The 19,562-nt window shown below is 74.0% G+C and carries 16 protein-coding genes and 4 pseudogenes; 14 read left to right on the top strand and 6 right to left on the bottom strand.

All coding sequences use genetic code 11. The annotated features are described in order from the left end of the window. From KPL57_RS63160 to KPL57_RS63145, 4 genes and pseudogenes are all read left to right on the top strand, one after another. Window positions 1-1,202, top strand: a pseudogene (locus KPL57_RS63160) (phosphoenolpyruvate carboxykinase (GTP)); the annotation flags it as partial. A 248-nt stretch (window positions 1,203-1,450) separates the two neighbouring features. Then, window positions 1,451-3,634, top strand: a pseudogene (locus tag KPL57_RS63155) (carbon starvation CstA family protein). After that, on the top strand, window positions 3,631-3,810 hold the full coding sequence (locus KPL57_RS63150) for a YbdD/YjiX family protein (RefSeq protein ID WP_226359220.1): 180 nt from the start codon (window positions 3,631-3,633) through the stop codon (window positions 3,808-3,810). The pseudogene KPL57_RS63155 and the gene KPL57_RS63150 overlap by 4 nt, the downstream one beginning before the upstream one ends. Before the next feature lie 347 nt (window positions 3,811-4,157). Continuing rightward, window positions 4,158-6,251, top strand: a complete 2,094-nt coding sequence (locus KPL57_RS63145) for a hypothetical protein (protein WP_226359219.1) — start codon at window positions 4,158-4,160, stop codon at window positions 6,249-6,251. Window positions 6,252-6,254: 3 nt separating this feature from the next. Here KPL57_RS63145 and KPL57_RS63140 read toward each other — a convergent pair whose 3' ends face one another. Beyond that, a complete protein-coding gene (locus KPL57_RS63140) occupies window positions 6,255-6,593 on the bottom strand; it encodes a hypothetical protein (RefSeq protein WP_075309341.1) in 339 nt (112 codons plus the stop codon). 122 nt (window positions 6,594-6,715) lie between these two features. Here KPL57_RS63140 and KPL57_RS63135 point away from each other — a divergent pair, with 122 nt between their 5' ends. From KPL57_RS63135 to KPL57_RS63110, 6 genes and pseudogenes are all read left to right on the top strand, one after another. Then, a complete protein-coding gene (locus tag KPL57_RS63135) occupies window positions 6,716-8,695 on the top strand; it encodes a serine hydrolase domain-containing protein (RefSeq protein ID WP_226359218.1) in 1,980 nt (659 codons plus the stop codon). A gap of 35 nt (window positions 8,696-8,730) precedes the next feature. Continuing rightward, window positions 8,731-10,044 carry a sensor histidine kinase gene (locus tag KPL57_RS63130; protein ID WP_226359217.1) on the top strand — a complete coding sequence of 438 codons (1,314 nt, stop codon included), beginning with the start codon at window positions 8,731-8,733 and terminating at the stop codon, window positions 10,042-10,044. After that, entirely contained in the window at window positions 10,041-10,706 is a 666-nt protein-coding gene (locus KPL57_RS63125; protein ID WP_226359216.1) for a response regulator transcription factor, read from the top strand. The genes KPL57_RS63130 and KPL57_RS63125 overlap by 4 nt, the downstream gene beginning before the upstream one ends. 10 nt (window positions 10,707-10,716) lie before the next feature. Continuing rightward, window positions 10,717-11,299, top strand: a pseudogene (locus KPL57_RS63120) (peroxidase-related enzyme). Window positions 11,300-11,427: 128 nt separating this feature from the next. Further along, complete coding sequence (locus KPL57_RS63115; protein WP_308253492.1) at window positions 11,428-12,891, top strand: hypothetical protein; 1,464 nt, start codon at window positions 11,428-11,430, stop codon at window positions 12,889-12,891. Then, window positions 12,888-13,442 carry an SCO family protein gene (locus KPL57_RS63110; protein ID WP_226359215.1) on the top strand — a complete coding sequence of 185 codons (555 nt, stop codon included), beginning with the start codon at window positions 12,888-12,890 and terminating at the stop codon, window positions 13,440-13,442. The genes KPL57_RS63115 and KPL57_RS63110 overlap by 4 nt, the downstream gene beginning before the upstream one ends. On the opposite strand, the gene KPL57_RS63105 is transcribed toward KPL57_RS63110, so the two are convergent. From KPL57_RS63105 to KPL57_RS63095, 3 genes are read right to left on the bottom strand one after another with little or no spacing between them, the layout of a single operon-like run. Continuing rightward, window positions 13,366-14,331: a helix-turn-helix domain-containing protein gene (locus KPL57_RS63105; RefSeq protein ID WP_226359214.1), complete on the bottom strand. Its 966-nt coding sequence runs from the start codon at window positions 14,329-14,331 to the stop codon at window positions 13,366-13,368. The genes KPL57_RS63110 and KPL57_RS63105 overlap by 77 nt on opposite strands. Window positions 14,332-14,370: 39 nt before the next feature. Then, window positions 14,371-15,123, bottom strand: a complete 753-nt coding sequence (locus tag KPL57_RS63100) for an amino acid ABC transporter ATP-binding protein (protein ID WP_043282125.1) — start codon at window positions 15,121-15,123, stop codon at window positions 14,371-14,373. A gap of 5 nt (window positions 15,124-15,128) precedes the next feature. Then, window positions 15,129-16,049 (bottom strand): amino acid ABC transporter permease, encoded by a 921-nt coding sequence (locus KPL57_RS63095; RefSeq protein WP_020627782.1) that lies wholly within the window; start codon window positions 16,047-16,049, stop codon window positions 15,129-15,131. Between the two features lie 191 nt (window positions 16,050-16,240). Here KPL57_RS63095 and KPL57_RS73600 point away from each other — a divergent pair, with 191 nt between their 5' ends. After that, a complete protein-coding gene (locus KPL57_RS73600; protein ID WP_374203981.1) occupies window positions 16,241-16,561 on the top strand; it encodes a hypothetical protein in 321 nt (106 codons plus the stop codon). Between the two features lie 46 nt (window positions 16,562-16,607). Here the strand turns inward: KPL57_RS73600 and KPL57_RS71520 are convergent. Together KPL57_RS71520 and KPL57_RS71515 are read right to left on the bottom strand one after the other, a co-directional pair. Then, window positions 16,608-16,892 (bottom strand): annotated as a pseudogene (locus tag KPL57_RS71520) (transporter substrate-binding domain-containing protein); the annotation flags it as partial. Window positions 16,893-17,386: 494 nt separating this feature from the next. Continuing rightward, window positions 17,387-17,539 carry a hypothetical protein gene (locus KPL57_RS71515; RefSeq protein ID WP_226359213.1) on the bottom strand — a complete coding sequence of 51 codons (153 nt, stop codon included), beginning with the start codon at window positions 17,537-17,539 and terminating at the stop codon, window positions 17,387-17,389. A gap of 233 nt (window positions 17,540-17,772) precedes the next feature. Here KPL57_RS71515 and KPL57_RS71510 point away from each other — a divergent pair, with 233 nt between their 5' ends. From KPL57_RS71510 to KPL57_RS63070, 3 genes are all read left to right on the top strand, one after another. Then, window positions 17,773-18,114: a hypothetical protein gene (locus KPL57_RS71510; RefSeq protein ID WP_226359212.1), complete on the top strand. Its 342-nt coding sequence runs from the start codon at window positions 17,773-17,775 to the stop codon at window positions 18,112-18,114. A gap of 5 nt (window positions 18,115-18,119) precedes the next feature. Beyond that, a complete protein-coding gene (locus tag KPL57_RS71505; protein ID WP_308253490.1) occupies window positions 18,120-18,704 on the top strand; it encodes a thiamine pyrophosphate-dependent enzyme in 585 nt (194 codons plus the stop codon). Between the two features lie 111 nt (window positions 18,705-18,815). Beyond that, window positions 18,816-19,517: a hypothetical protein gene (locus tag KPL57_RS63070; RefSeq protein ID WP_226359211.1), complete on the top strand. Its 702-nt coding sequence runs from the start codon at window positions 18,816-18,818 to the stop codon at window positions 19,515-19,517. Window positions 19,518-19,562 lie beyond the last annotated feature (45 nt).

Below are 19,562 nucleotides of genomic sequence, written 5' to 3'. Positions count from 1 at the left end.
CCGGAGACCTGGGAGATCTGGAGCTACGGCTCCGGCTACGGCGGCAACGCCCTGCTCGGCAAGAAGTGCTACGCGCTGCGCATCGCCTCGGCGATGGCCCACGACGAGGGCTGGCTCGCCGAGCACATGCTGATCCTCAAGCTCATCAGCCCGGAGGAGAAGGCCTACTACGTCGCGGCGGCCTTCCCGAGCGCCTGCGGCAAGACCAACCTGGCGATGCTGCAGCCGACCATCCCGGCTGGCGCGCCGAGACCGTCGGTGACGACATCGCCTGGATGCGCTTCGGTGAGGACGGCCGACTCTACGCCATCAACCCGGAGTTCGGCTTCTTCGGTGTCGCGCCGGGCACCAACTGGAAGACCAACCCCAACGCGATGCGCACCATCGAGGAGGGCAACGCGCTCTTCACCAACGTCGCGCTGACCGACGACGGCGACGTCTGGTGGGAGGGCCTGGAGGGCGACCCCCAGCACCTCACCGACTGGAAGGGCAACGACTGGACCCCCGAGTCCGGCACCGACGCCGCGCACCCGAACTCGCGCTACACCGTGCCGATCGCGCAGTGCCCGGTCGTCGCGCCGGAGTGGCAGGACCCGAACGGCGTGCCGATCTCGGCCATCCTGTTCGGTGGCCGCCGCAAGACCACGATCCCGCTGGTCACCGAGGCCCGCAGCTGGCAGCACGGCACCTTCATGGGCGCCACCATGTCCTCGGAGAAGACCGCGGCCGCGGCCGGCGGTCTCGGCCAGGTCCGGCGCGACCCGATGGCGATGCTGCCGTTCCTCGGCTACAACGTCGGCGACTACTTCGCGCACTGGGTGAACCTCGGCAAGAGCGCCGACGCCGAGAAGCTCCCGAAGATCTTCTACGTCAACTGGTTCCGCCGCGGCGAGGACGGCCGCTTCCTGTGGCCCGGCTTCGGTGAGAACAGCCGCGTCCTCAAGTGGTGCATCCAGCGCATGGAGGGCACGGCGGCCGCCGTCGACACCCCCATCGGCTTCGTGCCCACCGTCGACCAGATCGACCTCGAGGGGGTCGACGCCGAGCGCGCCGACGTCGAGGAGGCCCTCGCGGTCGACGTCGAGGAGTGGAAGGCCGAGATCCCGCTGATCGAGGAGTGGTTCGCCAAGATCGGCGACGACAACCTCCCGACCTCGATCCGCGACGAGTTCGAGGCCCTGAAGCAGCGCCTCGGCGCCTGACCCACCGCGGCCCCTGCCGCGCGAGACCCACGGAGCCCCCACACGCCGTCCGGTGTGCGGGGGCTCCGTGCTGCGCCTGCACGGGGCCCGTGAGGTGGGTGTCCCCGGATCGGGAAGGACGCGGCCGGTCGAGACTCGGTAACGGCGTCCCCGGACCGGTGACAGGCAACGTTGCCCGACGTAACGTTCCCGATCGGGCCGGCCCCACGACGGCGTCGGTCGCGCACGGTGCACGAGCGGGGGACGGCATGGTCACGACGGAGCGACCGGGAGAACCGGGGACCGGGGGGACGGGCACGACCCGTCGTCGCGACCCGAGGCAGATTGCGATCTGGGTCGCGGTGGCGGTGGTGGGCGCGATCGCCTGGTCGATCGTCGCGTTCACCCGCGGCGAGGAGATCTCCGCGGCCTGGCTGGTGTTCGCCGCCGTCGCCTCCTACGCGATCGCCTACCGCTTCTACTCCCGCTTCATCGCCCACCGCGCGTTGCGCGTGGACGACACCCGCGCCACACCGGCCGAACGTCTCGACGACGGGCAGGACTTCCAGCCCACCGACCGGCGGGTGCTGTTCGGTCACCACTTCGCGGCCATCGCCGGCGCGGGCCCGCTGGTCGGCCCGGTGCTCGCGGCACAGATGGGCTACCTGCCCGGCACGATTTGGATCATCGTCGGGGTCGTGTTCGCGGGCGCGGTCCAGGACATGGTCACGCTGTTCTTCTCCACCCGCCGGAGCGGGCGCAGCCTCGGCCAGATGGCCCGCGAGGAGATCGGGCCGGTCGGCGGGACGGCGGCCATCGTCGCCGTCCTCGCCATCATGGTGATCCTGCTGGCGGTGCTGGCGCTGGTCGTCGTCCAGGCCCTGGCCGACTCGCCGTGGGGCACGTTCTCGCTCGCGATGACGATCCCGATCGCCCTGTTCATGGGCTTCTACCTGCGCTACCTGCGCCCGGGAAGATCATCGAGGTCTCGGTGCTCGGCGTCGCGCTGATGCTGCTGGCCATCGTCGGCGGCGGCTGGGTGCAGAACTCGTCGTGGGGCGAGGTCTTCCACCTGACCGCGAACCAGCTGACCCTCGCGCTGGTGGTCTACGGCTTCGCCGCCTCGGTGCTGCCGGTCTGGATGCTGCTCGCGCCGCGCGACTACCTGTCGTCGTTCATGAAGGTCGGCGTGGTCGTGCTGCTCGCCGCCTCGATCCTGCTGGCCTGGCCGTCGCTGCAGATGGACGCGCTGACCCGGTTCGCCTCCGACGGGCAGGGCCCGGTCGCGGCGGGCTCGCTGTTCCCGTTCGTCTTCATCACCATCGCCTGTGGTGCCCTGTCCGGGTTCCACGCCCTGGTCGCCTCGGGCACGACGCCGAAGCTGATCCAGAAGGAGTCCCAGATCCGGGTCATCGGCTACGGCGCGATGCTCACCGAGTCCTTCGTCGCGATCATGGCACTGGCCGCGGCCTGCATCCTCGACCCCGGCCTCTACTTCGCGATGAACATGCCCGCGACGGTGCTCGGGCCGACCGTCGAGACCGCCTCCGCCGCGGTGGCGCAGATCGGGTTCACCATCTCCCCGGCCGACCTCACCGCGGCCGCGCAGGCAGTGGAGGAGCACACACTGGTCGGCCGCTCCGGCGGGGCGCCGACCCTGGCCGTCGGGCTGTCGACGGTGTTCTCCCAGGTCTTCGGCGGCGACGCGATGCGCGCCTTCTGGTACCACTTCGTTTCTCATGTTCGAGGCGCTGTTCATCCTCACCACGGTGGACGCCGGCACCCGCGTCGGACGCTTCATCCTGCAGGACACGATCGGCAACGTGGTGCCGCGCTTCCGCGACACCAGCTGGCGGCCGGGCGCCTGGATCTGCAGCGCCGTCATCGTCGGGGCATGGGGCTACCTGCTCTACGCCGGCGTCAACGACCCGCTGGGCGGCATCTACCAGCTCTTCCCGCTGTTCGGCATCGCCAACCAGCTCCTCGCCGCCGTCGCACTGGCCGTCTGCACCACGCTGCTGATCCGCTCCGGCCGTGCCCGCTACGCACCGATCACGCTGGTCCCGCTGGTGTTCGACGCCGTCGTCACCCTGACCGCGAGCTACCAGAAGATCTTCTCCGACAACCCCAAGCTCGGGTTCTGGGCCCAGCGCGACCAGTACCAGGCCGCGCTCGACGCCGGGAAGACGAGCCTGGGCACCGCCAGGACCGTCGAGGCCATGCAGAAGGTGGTGGTGAACACGACCGTCGACACCGTGCTCACCGCCCTGTTCGCGCTGCTCATCGTGATCGTCCTGGCCGACTCGGTCCGGGTGTGGGTCGCCGCGCTGAGCGGACGCCCGCTGCCCGGCGGCTCCGAGGACCCGTACGTCGAGTCCCGGATCCAGGCCCCTGCCGGGCTGATCCCCACCTGCTCCGAACGCGAGCTCGCCAGGGCCGGGGGCTCCGGATGAGCCGGCTCCGGGCGTTCTGGACGTTCCTGCGCGAGCTCGCCGGGGAGCGCGACTACGAGCGGTACCTGGCCCATCGGGCGGCCCACCACCCCGGTGCGCCGGTGCTGGGTGAGCGCGAGTTCTGGCGGGAGCGGACCGACCGCCAGGACCGTGTTCCCTCCGCCCGCTGTTGCTGATCGGGTAAATTCACTCCGATGGGGCAGTGTTTGAACTGCCTCGGTCGCTCAGTGTGGACAGCGAAGGACGCCGAAAGGGGCGACGTTGCCCGGTCTCGACGAGATCGGCCCAGCGTAGAGCCCTGACCGGTAGCCTTTCGCGGGAAATCGGGGACGTCCGAACGGCGATCCCGCACCCGCCGTGTACCCCGAACGGGACACGGCTCCGTCGCTCCTCGTGACGGCGGTCGGCCGGTCCCGGCCGGACGATCACGGCGGAGGCGGAACACCGGGCCGTCCACGGCGATACACACCGTGAACGTCGTCCCCGGGGCGACGACACGGGTACGGCGGAGGTGTGAGACGAGATGCTGGACGTCCGGGTGTCCGAGGACACGGACATCGACGCGCTCGTCGCGTTCGTCGAAGGGCTGGCGTCGGCCGGCCGCGGCGGAGGGGCACCGCGGTCGGCGGCGGCGCGGATCACCGCCGAACTGCGCGCCGGCCGGGTGCCGGCCGGTCTGCGGACCCTGTCGACCGCGCTGGGGGCCGCGGCCCCGCCGCGCTCCGAGGAGGACCCCGCCCACCCGTCGACACTGCTCGGCGTGGTGGCCGAGGAGCCGCTCGTCGTGCTCTCCGACAGCAGCCCCGGCGAGCTCGCCAGGGCGCTGGCCGAGCTGACCGGCTACGGCATGCGCGTACTGCTGACCGGTGCGTCCGCCGAGCGGGTCGCCGCGGTGCACGACTCGCTGCCGGTGAGCGTGGAGGGCCGGGTCGCCACCTCGTTCCCGGAGCTGCCGGTCCGCGAGCTGCAGCGGCTGCGCCGCCTGCTGGCCCGGGTCGGCGCGGACCGTACCGCCCGGCGCGGCCAGCGCCTCCCCGACGCCGACGGCATGCCCGACCCGGCCGACGTCGCGGGCTGCTGCGAGCGGGCCGCACGGGTCGTGGCCGGTGCCGAGACCGGCGAGGCCCGGATCGTCCCCGGTCTGCTGCGCGATCTCGACGCCGCCCGGCGCGGGGCCGTCACCCAGGTCTCCCGGTGCGTCCTGGGCTCGCTGCAGGCCATCGCCGCGGCCCCGGACGCCGAGCGGCTGCGCGAGGTCGTCGGTCGCCTGGTCCACCAGGGACTGCGCGCCGAGTTCGAGGCGCTGCAGGGGCACGCGGCCCGCCAGCGCGACGACCGCGCCCGGCACGCCGCCGGTCCCACGGTCGAGATCGTGGAGCCGCTGCCCCAGGGCGGCGCCGACCTCGTCCGCCGCTACCTGGACTTCCTCGACTCCGGCGGCCGGACCCGGTCCTACTTCCGCCCGCAGGAGCAGAAGGACGCCGAGCCGCACCTGCGCCGCTTCCATGTCGGCGGGGAGGCCCCGCAGACCTACGACCACGTGGTCGCGATCGTCCGGCACCTGGACTTGGCGCGCCGCGACGACGAGATCGCGCGGCTGTGCGCGGTGCTGGGCCTGCCGATCCCACATGACCCCTCCGAGCTGCCCGCGCTCACCGACACCCTGGACCGGGTGGCGGCGACCGCCCGGTCGGTCGGCGCGCTGCGCCACGACGTGCTGTTCCTGCAGCAGGACTCCCCGGTCTCGGTGCCGGACCTGGCCGCCGCCGAGCGGGTCGCCCGCGCGATCGTCGACTACGACGAGCACGGCGACCCCGCCGAGGCCGCCGACGAGCTGGAACGCCTGGCCGCCACCTGCGCCGACCGGGTGCCCTACGGGGCACGGGCGCCGGAGCACGACGCCGTCGTGGACGCGCTGCGGGCACACGACCCGCAGGCCTACGCCGACGCGCTCGAGGAGCTCGACCGTGCCCGGCGCGAGGTCGCCGACCGCGACGAGCTGGACCGGCTGCTCGGCGAGCTCGCCCGGACCCACCCGCAGCTCGCCGAGACCTGGGCGGCCGACGCCGGCCGTGGCGTCCCCGGCTTCGGCCTGGTCGTCTGCGAGCCCCTCGACGACGTCCTCGGCGCGCTGCCCCCGGCGGACACCGCCGACCTGGTGGTCGTGCTGGGTGCGGGCGCGATGCAGGCCGACGGTCTGCTGCTGACCGCGGCGGCGCCGCGGATGCTCGCCGTCGTCGGGGACGAGCCGCGGGCCGCCTCCTCCGGGACGACACTGCTCGAGGTGCTGAACCAGGCCTCGGCGCGGTTCCTGCGCGGCACCGGGGACCGCACCGCCGCCGTGCGGCCGGGCCCCGGGGCCCCGGACGTGCCCACGCTGCCGTCGGTCCCCGCCGCCCGGACGGCCGCGGAGGCACCGGAGGTCCCGGTCACCGTCCCGGTGCAGGCCGGACAGGCAGGCGCCCACGAGACCGTCGACCCGTCGGTGCCCGCGCCGCGCCCGGCTCCGCGCGGGTCGGACACGACCCCGCACGACGACGAGCCGTCCCGCCCGTCGACGCCGTCGGCCATGGCACCGGGCCCGCGCCCGGCGGTCACGGGCGGCCGGGACGACTGAGCGTCAGCTGCTCGCGCGGAGCGTCTCGGCGACCCGCGCGAGCAGCACGAACGGGTCGGTGTCCGGCGGCCCCGCCGGCTGCCAGCGCTGCCCCGAACCGGGGTCGGCGACGCGGTACAGCGTCCAGCTGCCCGGCCCGGGGTCGTCGACCCGCAGCTGCGCCAGTGCCGTCGACGACCACGCCGCACCCAGCTCCGGGAACGCGGGCGGCCGCCGGTCGAGGATCGTGACGGTGTTGCCGGCGGTGGTGTAGGCGATCCGGCGCCGGTCGCTCTCGCCGTCGGGTACCTGCTCGGTGCACCAGGTCGCGAGCTGCGTGCGGACCTGCTCCGGGACTCCCATGGCGCGACATGGTCCCGGATCGGGCCGCGGGTGCGGAAGAGCCGTCTCCGTCGGAGGTCGTAGGCCGCAGTGCCGACCTGCGCCCGATGTGCCGGGGGCCCGTTCCGGCGAGGCTCGACGACATGATCACCGTACGCCGGACCGGCGGCCCGCCCCGCCGCAGCGCCGCCACCGTCGCCCTGCTCGTCCTCCTGGTCGCGGCCCTGGTCGGTGGCTGTGCGGCCCCGGCCGCACCGGCCCCCGACCCGGCTCCGCGGACGGCCGTCCCGACCGCCCCGCTCACCGCCGCCGACGTCGGCGCCTGGCTGGACGGCCTCGTCCCCGCCGCGCTCGACCGGAGCGGGATCGCCGGGGCCGCGGTCACCGTCGTACGCGACGGGCAGGTGCTCGCCGCCCGCGGCTACGGCTCGGCCGGACCGGGCAGGCCGGTCGACCCCGCCCGGACGCTGTTCCGGGTCGGGTCGGTGTCGAAGGTGGCCACCGCGGTCGCCGTGCTGCAGCTCGCCGACCGCGGCCTGGTCGACCTTGACGCCGACGTCCGCCGCCATCTCGACATCGACGTGCCGATGCCCCGCGGCCCGGTGACACTGCGGAACCTGCTGAGCCACACCGCGGGCTTCGAGGAGCAGATCCGCGGGCTCATCCGCACCGGGCCGGGTGGCCCGTCGCTGCGGGAGTTCCTCGCCACCGACCCGCCCGAGCAGGTCAGCACCCCCGGCACCGTGCCGTCGTACTCCAACTACGGCTACGGCCTGGCCGGGCACGTCGTCGAGCGGGTCACCGGCGAGCCCTTCGAGCGGTACGTGCAGCGCGAGGTGCTCGACCGCGCCGGGATGACGACCGCGACCTTCGAGCAGCCGCTGCCCGCGGCCGCCGCCGCGGCGATGTCGGACGGCCACACCAGCGTCGACGCCCCGCCGATGCCGTTCGAGTTCGTCAGCCCGGCCCCGGCGGGGTCGCTCAGTGCGTCGGCCGCCGACATGGGCCGGTTCGCCTCGGCCCTGCTCGGCGCACCCGGTTCGACCCCGCTGCTCTCCCCCGCCGCGTGGGCACTCATGCAGCGCCCGGCGCTGGGCCCGGACACCCTCGGCGCGCTCGCCGACGGCCCGCGGATGGCACTCGGGCTGTTCGACGAGAGCCGCAACGGCCACCTCGTCCTCGGCCACGGCGGCGACACCCAGTGGTTCCACTCGCACCTGCAGCTGTACCCGGCCGAGCGGATCGGGGTGTTCGTCACGACGAACAGCAGCGGTCGCGGCGGTGCGGACACCCTGGATCTGCGGCGCGCGGTGACCGAGGGGTTCACCGACCGCTACCTCCCCGGTCCGGCGGGCCCGGCGCCGGCTCCGGACGCGGGCACCCCGGCCAGGGCCGCGGCGATCGCGGGGACCTACGAGTCGGCCCGGCGGTCGGAGAGCACCTTCATGGGGGCGATGAACCTGCTGGCCCAGATGCGCGTGGTGGCCCGGCCGGACGGCACGCTGCTGGTCTCGCCCGCCCCGAACGACGTCCGCCCTGCCGCCTACGCCGAGGTCCGGCCCGGGCTGTGGCGGGAGGTCGGCGGGCAGCGGCTGCTGGCCGTGCGCACCGACGCCGACGGCCGGGTCACCGCGCTGGGCCACGACGCGGCGTTCACCGAGCTGCCGGTCGGCCCGCTGCGTGACGCGGCGCTGCTCGGCACGGTGCTGGCCGGCTCGGTCGTGGTGCTCCTCGGTGCGCTCGTCGCCCGGCCGGCGGGGGCGCTGTGGCGCCGCCGGTACGGCGTGGTCGTCGCGACCCGGCCGCGGGCCGACCGGGTCGCGCACGGTCTCACCCGGGCTGCGGCGCTCGCGGCGCTCGTCGCGCTCACGGGCTGGGTGGTCTCGGTGCTCACGATTGCGTCGCTGGGCGAGGTGCCGCTCCCGGTGCTGCGCGGGCTCCAGGTGCTCCAGTGGATCGGGGTGGTGGGCGTGCCCGTCGCGGCGGCCGGGGTGGTCACCGCACTGCGCGCCAGGGCCGGTGCGTGGTCGGTGACCGGCCGGGTGATGCTGCTGCTCGCCCTGGCCGGCATCGCGGTGGTGGCGGTCGTGGCGGGCCTGCTGCTGCCGAGCCTCACCTACTGAGCCCTACGATCACCCCACCCGAGGCCGGAGACCCCATGCACCCGCACCCCGAACCGCCACCCCGCACGGTCGCGGAACGGCTCGACGCCCGGCTCACCGCGCTCGGCCTGGCCGGACCGCGACGCCGCGACGCCGCGCTGGCGGTGCTCGTCGCGGCCGGGACGCTCGCGGTGGTCACCCCGGTGGTGCTGGCACCGGGCCCGGCCGCGGAGCTGGGTCTCGCGCCGGGCACGGTGGCGCTGGCACTCGGGGTGGTGACCGTGCAGAACCTGCTGCTGGCGCTGCGCCGCACCGCCCCCGCGGTCTGTCTGGCGCTGACGGTCGGGCTGGGGCTGGTGAACGTCGTCCTGATGCCGGTGGGTGCGGCGCTGCGCGGCCCGGCGACGGCGATCGCGGCCGGCACCTGCGGGTCGCGGCTCCCGGCGCGCCGGGCCGGGGCCCTGGTCGGCGCCGCGGCGGTCGTCGAGACGGCCGTGGTGCTCACCGGGATCGCGGTACGCCCGTCCGGCGACGCGCTGCTCGGCGCGGGCGGACTGGCCGCCTCGCAGGTGCTGTCGGCGCTCCTGGTCTACGGCGGCCCGCTGCTGCTCGGTGTGTACCTCCGGACCCGGCGGCGCTACGCCGAGCTGGACCGGGTGCACACCGCCGGTGTCGTCGCGGCGTACCGGGAACGGGCGGACGCCGCCGTCGCCCGGGAGCGGGCCCGGATGGCCCGCGAGCTGCACGACGTCGCCGCGCACCACCTGTCGGCGATGGTGGTGCAGGCCGCGGTGGTCGAGCGGCTGGTGGACCGGGACCCGGACGAGGCGCGGCGGACGGCGTCCCGGCTGCGGGAGCAGGGTCGCCGCACCCTGCACGACCTGCGTCTGGTCGTCGGGGCGCTGCGGGAGCCGGGGGCGGGCGGTGCCGAGGCCGACACCCCGGTGCCCGGCCTCGCCGAGCTCGACGGGCTCGTGGAGCAGGCCCGGGAGCTGGGCGGTCCGGTGGAGCTGGTCCGGCGCGGGGACCCGGGCGAGCCGTCCCCGGTCGCCGACGTCACCTGCTACCGGGTGGTGCAGGAGGCACTGGCCAACGCCGGTGAGCACGCCCCCGGCGCCCCGGTCCGGGTGACGGTGACCCACGCCGACGACCGCGTCACCGTCGAGGTCGTGAACGGCCCGGCGCGCGGCACCCCGGCACCCTCCGCCGACGCCCCGGGCACCCGCGGGTTCGGGCTGGCCGGGATGCGCGAGCGCGCGCAGCTGGTCGGCGGGACGTTCTCCGCGGTCCGGACCGACGACGGCGGCTGGCAGGTCCGCCTGGTCGTCCCGCACGACCCCGGCCCGGAGACCGGAGGAGGACGCGCGTGATCAGGGTGCTGCTGGCCGACGACCAGGCCGTCGTCCGGGCCGGGTTCCGGATGTTCCTGGAGCTGGCCGGCGACGTCGAGGTCGTCGGCGAGGCGGCGAGCGGGCCGGAGGCGGTCGCGCTGGCGCGCGCGCACCGGCCCGACGTGGTCTGCATGGACGTCCGGATGCCCGGCGGGAACGGGCTCGTCGCGACCCGGGAGATCACCGGCCTCGACGACCCGGTCCCCGCGGTCCTCGTCGTCACCACCTTCGACCTCGACGACTACGTGTTCGGCGCGCTGGAGGCGGGCGCGAGCGGGTTCGTCCTCAAGGACACCCACCCCGACGACCTCGTCGACGCCGTCCGCCGTCTCGCCCGTGGCGACGGGCTGATCGACCGGGCCGTCACCCGCCGGGTGATCGCCGAGTTCGCGCGGCGCCGCCCCGCCCCGGACACCGCGCCCGACGGCGGGGTCGCCCCGCTGACACCGCGGGAGACCGAGATCGTGCGGATGCTGGCCCGCGGGCTCTCCAACGCCGAGATCGCCGAGGAGCTGGTCGTCGAGACGTCGACGGTCAAGTCGCACCTGGGCCGGGTGATGGCGAAGATCGGCACCCGGGACCGGCTGCAGACCGTCGTGTGGGCCTATCGGACGGGGGTCGCGGCGCCCGATCCCGACTAACGTCCGGGACATGGCACAGCACGAGGTGAGCAGGTTCGGGCACGTCGACCTCGACGGGCTTCCGCCGGACCTGGCGGAGCGGATCGGCGCGATCGCCGAGCGCTCCGGGTTCGTCCCCAACGTGTTCCGGGCCCTGGGCCGGCGCCCGCGGGAGCTGCGGTCGTTCCTGGACTACCACGACGCGTTGATGGACTCCGACGACGGACTGTCCAAGGCCGAACGCGAGCTGGTCGTCGTCGCCACCTCGGGGGCCAACAACTGCACCTACTGCGTCGTCGCGCACGGGGCGATCCTCCGGATCCGGTACAAGGACCCGGAGATCGCCGACCGCGTTGCGACCAACCCCTACGCGGTCGAGCTGTCGGAGCGCGAGCGCGCGATCGTCGACCTGGCCCTGCTGGTCGCCCGGAGCTCGGAGTCGCTGACCGAGGCCGACCTCGACGACGCCCGCGCCGCCGGCCTGACCTCCGACGAGATCTGGGACGTCGGCGCGATCACCGCCCTGTTCGCGATGTCGAAACCGGCTCGCGCACCTGACCGCGCTGCGCCCCAACCCGGAGTTCTTCCTGATGGGGCGCATCCCCCGGAGCTGAGCGCCGCGGCCGATGTTCCCGCAACGCCCCCCATCGGGTCCGGGAACGACGGCCCGGCTCCCGGGGGGCGGGCCCAGACTGCTCCACGGCGGGCCGCGGTGCGGGCGGTCGCCGGGAGGAGGACGGCGATGTCCCACGGGGTCCTGACCCGCGAGCAGCTCGGCCACCTGCGGCACTGGGACAACCTGTCCCGGCAGCTGCCCAACGACTGGTCGCTGATGCAGGGCAAGGGCGTGAGCCAGGACGACTTCGGCGGCTACCGCTTCCAGCTCGCCTACATGGTCTACGGGCTCGCCCTCACCCACCGGCACCGGTTGCCCGCGGCACCGGGCCTGTTCGGCCCCACGATCCGCAGGCTGGTCGAGAAGCTGCTCCTGCCCGAGGTGTGGCTCTACTGGCGCGACGTCTCCCGCGGCGGCTCGGTCTTCAACGCCCACCTCTCCGACGGTTACACCGAGCAGTGGGACCCGGTCGCCCGGGACAACATCATGTACTCGGCGTACGTGCAGTCCTGCGCCGCGCTGCACGACCAGCTCCTCGGCTCGGACCACTTCGCCGCCCCCGGCTCGCTCACGTTCCGGCACTGGTCGTTCTTCTGGGGCGGGCCGGAGAAGCGGTTCACCTACGACCGGGACTCCCTGACCGAGCACCTGTACTGGCTGATGGTGGACAGCGGCTACCTCGGTGTCGCCTGCGAGCCGAACTGCGTGTTCCAGATCTGCAACCAGCCCGCGATCATCGGGTTCCGGCTGCACGACCAGATCACCGGTGGCACCCGCGCCGATGACGTCGTGGCCGGCTACGAGCGGGCCTGGGCCGACTTCGGCCGGCTGGACGGCTCCGGCCACTACGCCATGATGATCTCCCAGGACACCGGCGAGGTACGCCCCAACGAGCAGCCCTCCCCCTGGGTCGACGCCTGGTGCGGTGCGCTGATGAACACCTGGAACGGCGACTTCGTGCGCCGTCACTACGCGCGCCAGGTCGCCGACTTCCTCACCCCCGGTCCCGACGGGACGCTCTCGGTGCCCTCCGCACCCGCCCGGCAGGTCATGGGCCAGCCGATCGTGTCCGACACCTGTGACTTCGGCTGGGTCGCGGCCTGGGCCTCGGAGATGGGCGACCGGGAGACCCTCGACGGACTGCTCGCCCACGCGGACCGGTTCATGGCCCCGGCCCGGCGCGACGGCGGCCTCTACTACCCGCGCGACGACACCCCCTGCGACGCCGACGGTCGGCGCACCGAGGTGGAGCCGATGACCGGCAACGTCCTGCTCGGCTACGCGCGGCTGAACGTCGAGGACGGCCTGCGCGGCCTCTATCGCGATCCCTGGCCCCCCGGGCACCACGACGCGCCCCGGCTCGCCGTGGTGGACCGCGACGTGGAGGTCAGCCGGGCCGAGGTCGTCGACGGTGTGCTGCACGCCCGTCTGCGCCGCGACCGGACCGTCCCGGGCGGAGGCACCGTGACCCTGGCCGGTCTCCCGGCCGGAGCCCGGCTTCGGCTGGGCGGCACCGAGCTCACCCCGCGCGCCCCGTCGGTGCTGGACGTGCCGGACGGCCCCGCGCTCGACCTGGTGGCCGTGCCGTGACCCGGCCGCCGATCCGGGCCACCTACTCGCTGGTGAACCACCACGGCGTCGAGGTCACCGAGGCGAGCTACCGCGGGCGCTGGCAGCTGGTCCGGTTCGGGTTCACCGCGTGCCGGGTGGTCTGCCCCCGCGCACTGGCCCTGCTCGACGACGTGCTCGACCGGCTGGGCGGGGCGGCCGCCGTCGTGGTCCCGCTCTACGTCACGGTCGATCCCGCGCGCGACACCCCGGACCGGCTGCGGAGCCACCTCGGGTCCACCCACCCCCGGTTCACCGGGCTGACCGGGACCGCGGAGCAGACCGCCGACGCGGCCGCGGCGTTCCGGGTCTTCGCCCGCCGCCGAGACACCCCGACGGGCTACGACGTGGCGCACACGGCGATGACCTACCTGCTCGACCCCGCCGCGGTCCCGGTCCTTTTCTGGCCGGACACCCGCGACGCCGCCGGGATCGCCGCCGACCTCGCCACGGTGCTCACCGCCGCGGGGACCCGGGCCCCCGGGCCGGCCCGGTGGGCGGCTCGCCCGGGCGGCCCCACGCTCCCGGGGTGACTCCGTACCGGCGCCGGAACGCCCGGGTGAAGGTGGTCGTGTCGGCGAACCCGCACCGGGCGGGGACGGCGGCGATCGTCGGGCGGTGCTCCCCGTCGAGCAGCCGGGCGGCCCGCCGCAGCCGCTCCTCGCGCAGGAACGTGGCGGGTGGCGGGTGGCCCGCCTCGGCGAACACCCGGGTGACGTAGCGGCCGGAGACCCCGAAGCGCCGGGCGACGGTGTCGACGGAGAGGCCGGGGTCGGTGAGGTGGTCCAGGACGAACCGTTGCATCGTCGCGGCGAGGGCGACCGGGCCGGTCGGGAGCGTCTCGGTGCCCCCGAGCGAGCCGAGCAGGGCGCCGAGCATCTCGAGCACGGCGGACGACATCCGGGCGGCGGGCACCGGGCCCAGGTCGCCGGCGGCCCGCCCGAGCGGGCCGAGCGTCGCGGCCAGCACGCGCAGCGCCGGCGTCGGGGCCGGGATCGTCCGCGCGAGCCCCGCGGCGACGGCCGTCCCGCCGCGCTCCGCGCACTCCCCGGTCACCTGCACCGTCACACAGGACGTGGACTCCTCGCAGACCAGGGACAGCCGGTCCCGGCTGCGGTACAGCACGGCCTCCCCGGCGACGGCCCGGGCGACCCGCCCCGCCTGGGCCACCCGCAGCGCGCCGCTGTGCTGGATCGACAGGAAGAGCGTGTCCGGTGCGTCGTCCACCGACCCGGACCGGGTCATCCGGCACGGGTCGGCGGCGATCCGGGAGACGCCCACCCGGCCGTCGACGGCGCACCCGGCGATCTCGCCGTGGAACCCCGACGGACCCGTGGCCGGGGGCCGGACCCGGAGCGGGACGAAACCGGTGTCCGCGATCGCGCTCCACTCGTCGAACGAGGAGGCCACCGCGGTGAACATCCCCGGATGCTAACCCGGCCGCGGCCTGCGCCCGACCGTTCAGAGCACCTTCGACAGGAACGCGCGGGTGCGCTCCTCCTTCGGGTCCGACAGCACCGCGCGCGGGTCACCGGACTCGACGATCCGGCCGTCGTCCATGAAGACCAGCGCATCGCCGACCTCGCGGGCGAAACCCATCTCGTGAGTTACGACGACCATCGTCATGCCCTCGCGGGCCAGCTCGCGCATCACGTCGAGCACCTCGCCGACCAGCTCCGGGTCCAGCGCCGAGGTCGGCTCGTCGAACAGCATCAGCTTCGGCCGCATCGCCAGCGCCCTGGCGATCGCCACCCGCTGCTGCTGCCCGCCGGACAGCTGCGCGGGGTAGGCGTCGGCGCGGTCGCCGAGCCCGACCCGGGTGAGCAGCTCGACCGCCCGCTCGCGCGCGGCCGCCCGGGACTCGCGGCGCACGACGACCGGCGCCTCCATCACGTTCTCCGCCGCGGTGCGGTGCGGGAACAGGTTGAACCGCTGGAACACCATGCCGACCTCGCGGCGCTGGCGGCCGAGCGCGGAGTCGCGGAGCCGGTAGAGCTTCCCGTTCTCCTCGCGCAGCCCCATCAGCTCGCCGTCGACCCACAGCCGTCCGGTGTCGATGGTCTCCAGGTGGTTGATGCACCGCAGCAGGGTCGACTTGCCCGAGCCGGACGGCCCGATCACGCAGCACACCTGCCCCGGCTCGACGACGAGGTCGACCCCGCGCAGCACCTCCACGTCGCCGAAGCTCTTGCCGACCGACTCGGCTCGCACCATCGGGGTCACGAGGTCTTCCCTCCGGTCCGGAACGAGAACAGCCGCACCAGCGGGGTCGCCTCGGTGACCGCACCGGCCACGCCGCGGCCGTAGCGACGTTCGACGACGCGCTGCCCCGCGGTGAGCAGCGAGGTCAGCAGCAGGTACCAGGCCGCGGCCACGATGAGCAGCGGGATGGTCTGGAAGTTCGTCGAGTAGATCCGCTGCACCGAGGTGAGCAGGTCGGTGTAGCCGATGACGACGACCAGCGACGTCGTCTTCAGCATGCCGATCGTCTCGTTGCCGGTCGGCGGGATGATCACCCGCATCGCCTGCGGGAGGACGACCCGGCGCAGGGTCTGCGCGCGGGTCATGCCGAGTGCTCCGGCGGCCTCGCTCTGACCCTGGTCGACCGACTGGATGCCACCGCGCACGATCTCGGCCATGTACGCGGCCTCGTTCAGGCCGAGGCCCAGCAGACACGCCAGGAACGGCGTGATCAGCGAGTTCGTGTCGAACACGACGAACTCCGGGCCGAACGGGATGCCGAGCGACAGGTTCGGGTAGAGCGAGGACAGGAAGCTCCAGAACAGCAGCTGGGCGATCAGCGGGGTGCCGCGGAACAGCCACAGGTAGACCCCGGACACCCCGGACAGCACCGGGTTCGGCGACAGCCGCATGACCGCCAGCCCGATCCCGCCGATGATGCCGATCAGCATCGACAGGACGGTCAGGACCAGGGTGTTCGCGAGCCCGTTCAGCACCGGGCCGGCGAACAGGTACTGCGCGACCACCGGCCAGCCGAAGTTCTCGTTGGTCAGCAGCGAGTTGACCAGCATCGCGCCCAGGACCGCGAGCACCGCGATCGCGATCCACCGTCCGGGGTGCCGGACCCCGATCGCGTCGCGGGGTTCGGGTCGGGCGCCGGTGGTCGCCGGCTCAGCCACCGTTCACCGAGGACGTGGGGATCGCGCCGTTGCCGACGTTCCACTTGTCGAGGATCCGCTTGTAGGTGCCGTCGTCGATCAGCGACTGGACCGCGCCCTGCACGGCCTGGGCGTACTGGCCGTCGTTCTTCTTCAGCGCGATGCCGTACGGCGCGGTGTCGTAGGGCTGCCCGACGACCTCGACCGCACCGTTGGGTGGTCTGCGCGTAGGCGGCGACCGGGGAGTCGGCGAGCATCGCGACGATCCGGTTCGAGTTCAGCGCGAGCGTCACGTCGGTCTGTGCCTGCAGCTCGGTGATCTGGATGGCCGGCTTGCCCTCGTCGGTGCACTTCTTGGTGCGGGCCTGCACGTCCTCGACCTGCACGGTGCCCTGCTGGACGCCGATCGCCTTGCCGCAGAGGTCGTTCGGGTCGATCCCGTCCGGGTTGCCCTTGCGGGTCGCCAGGCTGGTGCCCGCGGAGAAGTAGCTGACCATGTCCAGGACCTGGGTGCGCTCGGGGTTGACTGGTGAACGAGGAGATGCCCGCCTCGTAGCGGCCGCCGGTGATGCCCGGGATGATCCCGGAGAACTGGCTCTGCTCGAACCGCGCGGTCAGGCCCAGCTTCTGGGCGACCGCGGTGCCCAGGTCGACGTCCATGCCGATGATCGTCGTGCCGTCGGGGGCGGTGAACTCGTTCGGCGGGTAGGTCGGGTCGGTGCCGACGACCCACGTGCCGTCCCGCTTGACCTCGTCGGGGACGAGGGCGGCGAGCCGGTCGTCCTTGGGCGACGGCCGGGATCGGGGCGTCGGTACCGGTTGCTCCGGCGGAGCCGCCTCCCCCGCTGCCGTCGCCGCCGGCACCACAGCCGGCCAGGACCAGTGCGGTCAGTGCGGTCAGTGCGATCCCGGTCAGGGAGCGGACACTGCGGGTCCTCGCGGTCGTCATGCGGTTGCCTTCCAGATGATGCCGGGTCGAACGGCGGGGATCCTGCCACTTGGGAGGGTTCCGCCGCTGGCGGCCGATCCGTTACGTGCTCGTCCCATGACGCCGCGAGCCCGCGCCGGTCCGCGCACGTTCGCCTACTGTTGGTGCGACGACCGGGCGTCGCGGCACCGACGCGGCGCCCCACCGTCACGGAGGTCCTCGACGATGTCGTTGTTCCGCAGGCTCACCGTCCTGGCCGGGCGCGGTCGAGGCCGCCCGCCGCTACGCCCGGTCCCACCCGGACCAGGCGGGCAAGGCCCTCGACTCCCGCCGCCCAGTTCGTCGACAAGCAGACCAAGGGCAAGTACACGAACCAGATCGCCGGCGCCGCCCGCAAGGCGAAGGACGCCGCGGGCATCCCGCAGCCCGGCTACGGCTTCGGCTCGCCGGGCACCACCCCGCCCGCCCCGCCCCGCGCGGTCGCCGGGAACCCGCCGTACCGGCGGGCGGTGCCGACGCGCCGACGCAGCGCACCCCGCAGCAGCCCCCGGCGTTCCCGCCGCCGAACCCGGAGCGTCCGCACGGCGCCTGACTCCCTCCACGACGGTCCCGGCCGGGCGCCGGGACCGTCGTATGTGGGACGTCGATGGTCCGTCGTCCAGGCGTCGACCTGCGGGGCACCGGTTCTCCTCGGGGCCGGTGACGTGCCAGGATCGGCGGTGACGCGCCTGCGCGTCCCGGTCCGCACCACCCGCACGGGCCCGGAGCCGACGCTCCCGGGCGTGACCCCGCCCGGTGCGACCGAGGAGGTCTGCCGTGGACGAACCCCAGGCGTGGATACCGACCGATCCGCGGTCGCGGCCCAGCCACGACCAGGTCGTCGCGGGGCTGAAGGGCGTCGACGAGGGCGGGCCCGAGCTCGTCCAGCTGCTCACCCCCGAGGGCGAGCGGGTGCCGGACGAGCGGTTCGACCGCTACGCCGCCGACATCACCGCCGAGGACCTGCAGTCGCTCTACCGCGACCTCGTCCTGGTCCGGCGCGCCGACCGCGAGGGCAACTCCCTGCAGCGGCAGGGCGAGCTCGGCCTCTGGGTGCCGCTGCTCGGCCAGGAGGCCGCGCAGGTCGGGGCCGGCCGCGCGCTCGCGCCCGAGGACTGAGGACAGTGCTTCCCAGCTACCGCGAGCACGGCGTCGCCTGGTGCGCGCGGGGTCGACCCGACCGAGCTGCTCGGCATCTTCCGGGGGGACCGACCACGGCACCTGGGACCCCGGTCGCGACCCGGTTTCACCCGTACACGATCGTCATCGGCAACCAGTGCCTCAACGCCGCCGGCTACGCGATGGGCCAGCGCTTCGAGTCCAAGGTGGGCGGCAGTGTCGCTGGTGTCGGCACCGCCGACGGTGTCGCTGGTGTCGGCACGCCGACGGTGTCGGGTGTCGGCACCGCCGACGGTGATACGGGTGAGGCCACCATCTGCTACTTCGGCGACGGCGCCACCAGCCAGGGCGACGTGCACGAGGGCTTCGTCTGGGCCGCCGCCTACGACGCGCCGCTGGTCTTCTTCTGCCAGAACAACCAGTGGGCGATCTCGGTGCCCGCGGAGCGCCAGACCCGGGTGCCGCTCTACCAGCGCGCCCGCGGCTACGGCTTCCCCGGCGTCCGGGTGGACGGCAACGACGTGCTGGCCGCCTCGCCGTCACCCGCTGGGCGCTCGACGAGTGCCGCACCGGCAACGGCCCGGTGCTGATCGAGGCGTTCACCTACCGGATGGACTCCCACACCACCTCCGACGACGCGACCCGCTACCGGCTCGCCGACGAGTCGAGCTGTGGAAGCTCAAGGACCCGATCGAGCGGGGGTGCGGGTGCACCTGGCCCGGCGGCACGGCGTCGGCGCCGACTTCTTCGACGCCGTCGAGGCCGAGGCGGACGCGCTGGGCGAGCGGATGCGGGCCTTCTGCCGGGCGATGCCCCGCCCGGCCCGGAGCGGGATGTTCTCCCAGGTCTACGCCGAGCCGTCGCCGACGGTGGAGCGCCAGCGCGAGGAGTTCCTGGCCTACCACGCGTCGTTCGCCGACAGGAGGGCTGAGCCGTGCCGACCACGATGGCAAGGCGCTCAACGACGGGCCTGCGTGCCGCGATGGAGCGCGACCCCAAGGTGCTGGTCATGGGCGAGGACGTCGGCCGGCTCGGCGGCGTCTTCGCATCACACCGACGGGCTGCAGCAGAAGGACTTCGGCGAGCAGCGCGTGCTCGACACCCCGCTGTCGGAGTCCCGGGATCATCGGCGCCGCGATCGGACTCGCGGTGCGCGGGTCCGCCCGGTCTGCGAGATCCAGTTCGACGGGTTCGTCTTCCCCGGCTACGACCAGACGTGTCCCAGCTGGCGAAGCTGCGGTACCGGACGCAGGGCCGGGGTGCGGCCGGTCGTCGTCCGGATCCCCTACGGCGGCGGGATCGGTGCCGTCGAGCACCACTCCGAGTCGCCCGAGTCGCTGTTCGCGCACGTCGCGGGCCTCAAGGTGGTCACCTGCTCGACCCGGCCGGCGCGCACTGGATGATCCAGCAGGCGATCGTCTCCGACGACCCGGTGATCTTCTTCGAGC

The organism is Pseudonocardia sp. ICBG601 (assembly GCF_020496245.1).
Note: the sequence above shows the minus strand (reverse complement) of the source record. Positions and strands in the feature narration are given on the sequence as shown.

What these genes read in the sequence shown, in the direction of transcription:
- KPL57_RS63150 (WP_226359220.1), top strand. Translation starts at nt 3,631, where the DNA reads ATGAGCCGGCTCCGGGCGTTCTGGACGTTCCTGCGCGAGCTCGCCGGG.
- KPL57_RS63145 (WP_226359219.1), top strand. Translation starts at nt 4,158, where the DNA reads ATGCTGGACGTCCGGGTGTCCGAGGACACGGACATCGACGCGCTCGTC.
- KPL57_RS63140 (WP_075309341.1), bottom strand. Translation starts at nt 6,593, where the DNA reads ATGGGAGTCCCGGAGCAGGTCCGCACGCAGCTCGCGACCTGGTGCACC.
- KPL57_RS63135 (WP_226359218.1), top strand. Translation starts at nt 6,716, where the DNA reads ATGATCACCGTACGCCGGACCGGCGGCCCGCCCCGCCGCAGCGCCGCC.
- KPL57_RS63130 (WP_226359217.1), top strand. Translation starts at nt 8,731, where the DNA reads ATGCACCCGCACCCCGAACCGCCACCCCGCACGGTCGCGGAACGGCTC.
- KPL57_RS63115 (WP_308253492.1), top strand. Translation starts at nt 11,428, where the DNA reads ATGTCCCACGGGGTCCTGACCCGCGAGCAGCTCGGCCACCTGCGGCAC.
- KPL57_RS63105 (WP_226359214.1), bottom strand. Translation starts at nt 14,331, where the DNA reads ATGTTCACCGCGGTGGCCTCCTCGTTCGACGAGTGGAGCGCGATCGCG.
- KPL57_RS63100 (WP_043282125.1), bottom strand. Translation starts at nt 15,123, where the DNA reads ATGGTGCGAGCCGAGTCGGTCGGCAAGAGCTTCGGCGACGTGGAGGTG.